Origin of the sequence: Pseudoalteromonas sp. Z1A6 (assembly GCF_011378745.1) — a bacterium.
Taxonomy (GTDB): Bacteria; Pseudomonadota; Gammaproteobacteria; order Enterobacterales; family Alteromonadaceae; genus Pseudoalteromonas; species Pseudoalteromonas arctica.
Genome location: NZ_WTKW01000222.1, coordinates 1 through 7,176, shown reverse-complemented (window position 1 = coordinate 7,176; position 7,176 = coordinate 1). Strand labels below are relative to the sequence as shown.

Sequence of the window (7,176 nt, the reverse complement as noted above, 5' to 3'; positions counted from 1 at the left end):
ATAAAAAACCACACTAAAAATAGTGTGGTTTGGATTTGCGATTATGAAATTATATTTAAAAGTAATTACTAAAGCTTAAAGCAGTGCCGTTCTTAATGTTTCTGCATGCACTTTCTCGCGCTTTACATATTTAATCCATTGTTGTGCTAAACGCTGTGATTTTTTATGTTTTTCGGCTTGTTCGAACGCTAAAATAGATGCATCAAAATTTTGTAAGTTGTACTGAGCCATACCCAAGGCTACAAATGCATTTGATTCAAAATCAAGTGAGCCTTTATTAAGTGCTTTACGCGCTGCATCGGCCGCTTCCTCGTATTGCTCAGTGTTAACATATACTTCAGCTAAGCGTTGGTCATACTTACCACTGGGTGATAAATCAGCTGCTTTTACAAAGTATTTTATTGATTTTTCGTCTTCTTTTGCTTGGATCATCGCCTCAGCTACAAAGGCATAGTTTTTAGCGTTTTGCTCTGCAATCCCTTTTTCAATCGCATCGCTCATAACGTCTGCGGCTTTAAATGCTAAGCCGTTATATAAATACACTTGTGCTAATTGGCGTAAATCAGACTTTGAGGTTAAATACCCTTGCTGATAAGCGGCTTCTATTACGGCAAGTTGTTGTTTTTCTTTCCCTGTTTCACCATACATACCCGATAACTGCACCCAATACTCAGGCTTGTTATAAAGTTTTACTAAGCGCTCAAGTACAGCAACTACTTTACCTGTTTGATTAAGTGAGTAGTACATGGCACGTTGTAGCACTAACCAATTCTCTTTAGGCGCTTTACCTTCATTATCGCTCAGTGCAATAACCTGAGATATATACTCAAGCCCTTTCTCATAATCTTTTAACTGATAATAAGTTTGGGCTCTTAACAAATAATAAGCTTCTGTTTTAGGCTTAGTGTTAATAGTGTCCCAGTCATCTAAAAATGCGATAACTTTAGTGTAATCACTATTAGCCATAGCTAGTTGCGCTAAACTAAAGGTAGTACTTAAACGAAGCGACTCAGGAATGGCTTCCTCTGCTACGACCTTTTCAAACGAAGCTATCGCTTTTGGTAAATCGTTTTCGTTGTAATAAATAAACCCATAAAAATTATGCATCATCGCAATTTCGTACGAGTTCATGCTTGAAGCTCGCTCTTGAATGCTATCAAGCGCTTCAAGGCCTGTTTTAACATCGCCATCATCAGCGAGTTTTTGTGCACGTGCGAGTTGGCTGTAGACCTTTTCGCGAAGCGCTGGTACACGTTTTGTTTTTTGCTCTTGTTCTGCATATGCCGTAGCTACATTTAGCCCTGGTATCAGGCTTAGAGCACTTGGTGTAACAATACTTGTACTGATCGCAGCGGTACAAAATAGTGTTAATTTTAAAAATTTAGCTGTAGGGCTTAATTTCATAACAGATTTAATAAATAGTTTCATAATCGCCTCGCATTACTGTCCGTATACTCGTGGTTAATTACTAAATTAACCGCTGATTTGGAAAGATATTTTGTTCTGAACACCCGCCACTTCAACGGCTTCACCGTTTACTACGCGGGGTTTATATTTAAATTTAAGGGCTGCATCCATCGCGGCTCTATCAAAGAGTGACTCAGGCTCTGCTTTTATTACTTGTGGGTCGCGTACAGTGCCTTGTTTAGTTACTATAAATTCAACAATAACGTAGCCTTCGATACCTCGCGATAATGCGCGACGAGGATAAACAGGCGCCACTTTAACAATGGGTAAATACTCACCATCACTTGTTTCAAGTGCTAACCCGCCGGCTAAATTTACATCCGCATCAACGTTTGCACCAAAGTCAAAGTTGTTAGCATTAGCTGTAGCATCACTATTTTGCATTTGCGGTGATTCCATTGGTGGTGGCGGCTCTTTTGGTGTTGGTGGCTTTTGTGGCTTACGCTCTTTTTTTTGTACGGTTTCTTCTTTTTTCAAGCGAACAAAATCAAGTACGTTACCCTTTACCGGATCCGTCATAGCGCCTTCACCGCCAGTGATCAGTGCCTGCATGCCTAAAAACAACATAAAGGTCACTACACCGGCTATCACTAATGCAACTAAATATCGCAACATAACTAGCCCTTAAGACGCATCTTGTGCGGCAATTGATACATCAAATGCGCCCGCCGCGCGCGAGGCATCCATCACCTTTATTAACATTTCGGTAGTGGCTTTTTTATCCGCTTGAATCACAACGCTACCTTGTGGATTTTCTGCTTTTAAACGCTCGATATTGGCTTGTACTGCGCGTACATCAATTTGACGTTTATTAATCCAAATTTCACCTGTATCTGAAATCGCGACGAGGATATTTGCACGCTCTTTTTTCACAGCAGTTGCGGCTTCTGGGCGGTTAACATCAATACCGGCTTCTTTAACAAAAGAGGCAGTTACAATAAAGAAAATAAGCATGATAAATACAACGTCTAGCATTGGGGTCATGTTTATTTCTTCAGCTTCATCTTCTTGAAATAGGTTTCCTAACGGGGCTCTCATTTTTATTCTCCTAGAATGAGCGACTTTATAGAAGCCGCTTATCAAAATTTTGCTTAATGGTCTAAAACCATGCTGTCTTGTAGTAGTTCTACTTCGCGCTTAGCTTTTCGTTGTAAATACGTTGAGGCAAATACCCCAGATAACGCACCTACCATGCCTGCCATTGTCGGGATAGTTGCTTTAGATACCCCTGATGCCATTGAACGGGCACTCCCTGTGCCGGTAATTGCCATTACATCAAACACTTCTATCATGCCCGTTACAGTGCCTAACAAACCAAGTAGTGGGCACAAGGCAACCATCACATTAATCAAAGAAAGATTGGTGTTTAAGCGCATACCTGCTCGCGATATCATCGCTTCGCGTATTTGCTCTGCGTTCCAACTATTACGTTCTGCACGGTTAATCCAATCGGTTTTCACACCCTGTTTATAGCTTCGAAAACCGTTGAAAAAGTAAATAAATCGCTCGAGTATCAATAACCACATCGCGAAGATTAACACCCCGATGACCAAGAGAACCTGGCCACCAGTGTCGAGAAAATCACGGATAGCATTGATTGAGTCAATCAATAGCACCATGGTTTATGCTCCCTTCTCGCTACGCTCTGCGATAATACCGGCGCTCTGCTCTTGAATAGTTAGCAAGATATTTTTAGCGCGCGTATTAAGTAAGGTGTATAAAAATACCGTCGGAATTGCCACAACTAAGCCAAGTACCGTTGTTACGAGTGCTTGAGAAATACCACCCGCCATAAGCTTAGGATCCCCAGTACCAAACAAGGTGATTGCTTGAAATGTATTGATCATGCCTGTTACCGTACCTAATAAACCTAACAGCGGTGCAACAACAGAGATAATTTTGATAAGTGTTAGGTTACGTGTCACTTTTGGCATTTCACGTAAAATAGCTTCACTTAATTTAAGCTCAAGTGTGTCGTGTGAAACACTCGGAAATTGATCTTTTACTTTCATTACACGTCCAAGCGGATTGTCATCACGTGCAACAGTATCTTTAAGTTGACGGCGAATTTTACCGCCCATAATCAATAATGAGAAAAAACGCTCTAGTGATATAAGTAGTGCAATAACACCCACACCTAAAATCACATAACCAACAGTGCCACCTTGATGAACACGCTCTTGGGTATCGGGTGCTTGTACTAATAAACCAAGAATAGAGCCGCCTGTTGGGTCAAGTGCGAATTGCACCACACCGCTTTTAGTACTTTGAAGATCGTCTGCCGTTGCGGTAAAGCGCGATACGGGTTGGCGAGTTAATTCACTCAATGAATTAGTCGAGGAATTAAACTCTAAGTACTTACCGTTTGATATAAGGTTAAATGCACCCACTCGCACAACTTCTTGCTGTGCTTTAGTACCGCCTTCAACAATGACACTTGCGTTAAAACGACTTACTTTGCCTTGCTCGGTCATTTCGCGCTGTAGTTCAAACCATACTTTTTCAATATCTTCTATTGAAGCAAGTTTTGAAGTTGAACCCATTTTTTGAGCAAGGTCATCCATAAACGTACTACGCCCAGCAATCTGGGAAGATATAATTGATGTCGCAAACTTATTACTAGAATCACCTGCTACTTGCTGTAACACGCCAAACAATTCTTTAAGGGAACCCATTCGTTTAGAAAGCGTGTCTGTTAAGTTAGCAAGTTTAACTTCGTTTTCTTCAAACTGCGTTTCTAAGCGCTCAGATTCCACCAGCATTTGATTACGCTTTGTTTGGGTATTTTTAAGCGTTTGTACTTGCTCGTTTTGACGAGCAGTAAACTCTTGTTCGCGCTGCTTATTTTGCTCGCTTTGAGCTGATTGACCATTTTCGAGCGTTTTAAGTAATGAATCTAGGTTCATTGGCTCTGCCGCTATACTTGCACCAGTAATGCTTAGGCTTGCAGCAAAAAGAGCTATTTTTGTCATTTGAGTAAACAATTTCATTTTTAACCTCTTATTCTGCTGCATGTACTGGCAGAGTTAACATATCTGGGGCAAGTTGCTTACGCGCAATACGTAAGCCTTTATTAATTTGGCTTATTGTAGAGTCTGGTAATGCTTCAAATGATTTTGTCTCTGCATTCCAACTACCTGCTTTTTTACCATCGCGTGTTAAGTAAATAAGCTCTAAACGGCCAATGCGTAAAAAATCGACTTCACGCTCTTTGTCATCCACGTTTAAAAGTGCGGTATAGGCTTCAATAGTGCGCCCGTAGTCTACTTCTACTTGATAGGCTTCGAGTACACGGCGAAATTTTTCACTTGAATTGATATCTGCACGATTCATCATTTCATTTAAAGATGTAACACGCTTAGTGCGCTCATCAGCTAAAAATGGAATATCTAAAGATACAAACTGCTCAAGGCCTTCAATCATTCTAAGCATTAGCGGCGTAATTTGACGTTCAATAATAGAAACCTGATCCATAGACAGGTTTAAAGATTCCATCTCTTCTACTTGATTATTTAACTGTTTAGTTAGCTGAGCGTTGTAAACAGCTAAACCATCAATTTCTTTATTGAGGGTTTTAAATTGCTGTAAACGTCCTTGCATTGAATCTGCAATCTTGTCTATTTTTGTTTGTGATTGCGCAGCTGATTTATTAATTTCACTGCTTTTATCAATAACCTTATCTAAATCGTTTGCGTGTACTGCTGCACTTGCGGCCACAATACCAGCTAAGATTAATGGTTTAACGCCTTTCATCGCATACACCTTTACTCGTTAGTTAGCGGATTTGCTAGTTTGTTTTTTTAGGTCATAAACTTTGTTATATAAATAATTTATGACTTAATAATTTCAATGAGCAGGAGTTTATAGATGAAACATGACAAGGATGTTGCGCAAAAAAGTCGATTTTATGACAGTGGTAATAATTAAGACTTACGAGGGGGTTTTTAAGATGATAAGAGCATTTGTTAGCCAAATGCCCTATAAACAGGCTGGATTATTTTAAAATTGAATTAATTTGATTAAGGGAATAATGCCAATCGGTGTAATTTATTTCAATTGGGTATGCTTTATTACCTTTAATAAGCACTAGTGAGGGAAAACCTTGGATTGGTAGTGTACGAACAAAGGATAACTCAGCTTTAAATTCATCATTAAGCTCGCTTGACGTTAGCTGCACGGTAAACTCATTTTTATCTAAGCCAATCTTTTCAGCCAAACTAATTAATGTACTTTCATCTGACGGGTTTTGCGCATTTAGGTAATAAGCATTTTGAATTGCAGCCACCATTTGAGCTTCTTTATCCGCTTTACGCGCTATAAGTGCGGCTCTACATGCGGGATACGTTGAACGCCTTGGCTGGCAATTGCGCCAAAAATCATAATTAAATTGAGTGCCTAGCTGCGCTGAAATTTTATGCCAAGTCCCCTCAAGCATCTCTTTCATATTTTGTGGCATTGGGTCTTGGCTATCGGGTGCTAGGCCACCTACTCTATATTCTATTGCCACTTTACCAGCAAGCTCTGATTTTAGCTTAAGCCAGGTTGGTGAGTAACCCCAACACCAACTACACATTGGGTCATGAACATATATTAATTTACTTTGAGACATATTAATCCTTCAACTAGTTCGAGACGACACTATTACGACCAGCAGCCTTTGCACTATAAAGAGCTTCATCAGCTTGTTTTAACGAATCATCATAATCAGTTACTTTATTTACTTGGGAAATACCAATGCTACAGGTGATTGAAATACGCTGCTTGTCATCAGTAAATATAACGTGCCCTGCAACAGCCTCTCGAAATTTGTTTGCTATTACAGTGGCTGTAGCAACAGTAACCTGCGGTAAAATAACAACAAACTCCTCACCGCCATAACGGGCCTTTAACGCAGTTGCCAAAAACTGAGATTCAAGGAGCTTGGTAAATTCAATCAATACCGTATCACCAAAATCGTGACCATGCGTATCATTTAAAGATTTGAAGTTATCTAAATCAATTAACAAAATTGAAAAAGGTAAGTACTGCTCTGGGCGTGCTTGGGCAAGCTTTAAAAAATGAGAGGTAATAAAACGTCTGTTTGCTATACCAGTAAGGGGGTCGGTATAAGCATCTTGTTTTTGCTCTAGCGTAATATCGGCAATAGCCATGTGGCTTTTATACCTAAAATACTCACCAATAAATGAGAATAAAAACACCATAGAAAAGGACGCTATAAATCGTGTTTTTTCTACGTCGCCATAGCTAACTTGACCAAGATCAGGGCCGTATAAAATAACAATACAAGAAAACAGTAAAGTAAAACCTAACCAAGCACCTAATCTGACCCCTAAAGATGCAAACGTCACTACAGGATAAAACATAAGCCAATATAGCGCGGTGTTATCTTTACCACCGGTATAAACAAGTGCAACAAACATCATGCACACAATGCTCATACTTATTAATGCCACTACTTGAAGATTACCCGTTCTTATAAAGTAGATAGAACAGCTTATATTTGTAATGTTAACGATAATTAATGAAGCAGTGAGTATCGGTGAGTAAATCTTATAATTCAAAAACACTAATACAGCAATCACCACAATTGATATCCCAATCATGGTAAATAAAGAAAACGCTTTGCGTTGCATGTCTGAGCTATAAACACTGTCGATATTTATTAGACTGAGCCAGTTTGGTTTATTTACATTTTTTTTAGTCATTAAT

At 39.4% G+C, this 7,176-nt stretch carries 8 protein-coding genes; all 8 read right to left on the bottom strand.

Annotated features, from left to right (window positions below):
- Positions 1-75: 75 nt before the first annotated feature.
- Positions 76-1,404 (bottom strand): tetratricopeptide repeat protein, encoded by a 1,329-nt coding sequence (locus tag GQR46_RS13750; RefSeq protein WP_165741240.1) that lies wholly within the window; start codon positions 1,402-1,404, stop codon positions 76-78.
- 69 nt (positions 1,405-1,473) lie between these two features.
- Positions 1,474-2,079 carry an energy transducer TonB gene (locus tag GQR46_RS13745; RefSeq protein ID WP_197139463.1) on the bottom strand — a complete coding sequence of 202 codons (606 nt, stop codon included), beginning with the start codon at positions 2,077-2,079 and terminating at the stop codon, positions 1,474-1,476.
- Positions 2,080-2,091: 12 nt separating this feature from the next.
- On the bottom strand, positions 2,092-2,505 hold the full coding sequence (locus GQR46_RS13740) for a biopolymer transporter ExbD (protein ID WP_004334764.1): 414 nt from the start codon (positions 2,503-2,505) through the stop codon (positions 2,092-2,094).
- Between the two features lie 53 nt (positions 2,506-2,558).
- Positions 2,559-3,086 carry a MotA/TolQ/ExbB proton channel family protein gene (locus GQR46_RS13735; RefSeq protein WP_024593980.1) on the bottom strand — a complete coding sequence of 176 codons (528 nt, stop codon included), beginning with the start codon at positions 3,084-3,086 and terminating at the stop codon, positions 2,559-2,561.
- A 3-nt stretch (positions 3,087-3,089) separates the two neighbouring features.
- Positions 3,090-4,457, bottom strand: coding sequence for a MotA/TolQ/ExbB proton channel family protein (locus GQR46_RS13730; protein WP_165741237.1), 1,368 nt, complete (start codon positions 4,455-4,457; stop codon positions 3,090-3,092).
- A 10-nt stretch (positions 4,458-4,467) separates the two neighbouring features.
- Positions 4,468-5,220 (bottom strand): DUF3450 domain-containing protein, encoded by a 753-nt coding sequence (locus GQR46_RS13725; protein WP_024593979.1) that lies wholly within the window; start codon positions 5,218-5,220, stop codon positions 4,468-4,470.
- Positions 5,221-5,461: 241 nt separating this feature from the next.
- The gene (locus GQR46_RS13720; protein WP_165741236.1) at positions 5,462-6,076 is read right to left on the bottom strand and encodes a DsbA family protein; all 615 of its coding nucleotides are present in this window, start codon (positions 6,074-6,076) and stop codon (positions 5,462-5,464) included.
- Positions 6,077-6,089: 13 nt separating this feature from the next.
- Positions 6,090-7,172 (bottom strand): GGDEF domain-containing protein, encoded by a 1,083-nt coding sequence (locus GQR46_RS13715; protein ID WP_165741239.1) that lies wholly within the window; start codon positions 7,170-7,172, stop codon positions 6,090-6,092.
- Positions 7,173-7,176: the final 4 nt, after the last annotated feature.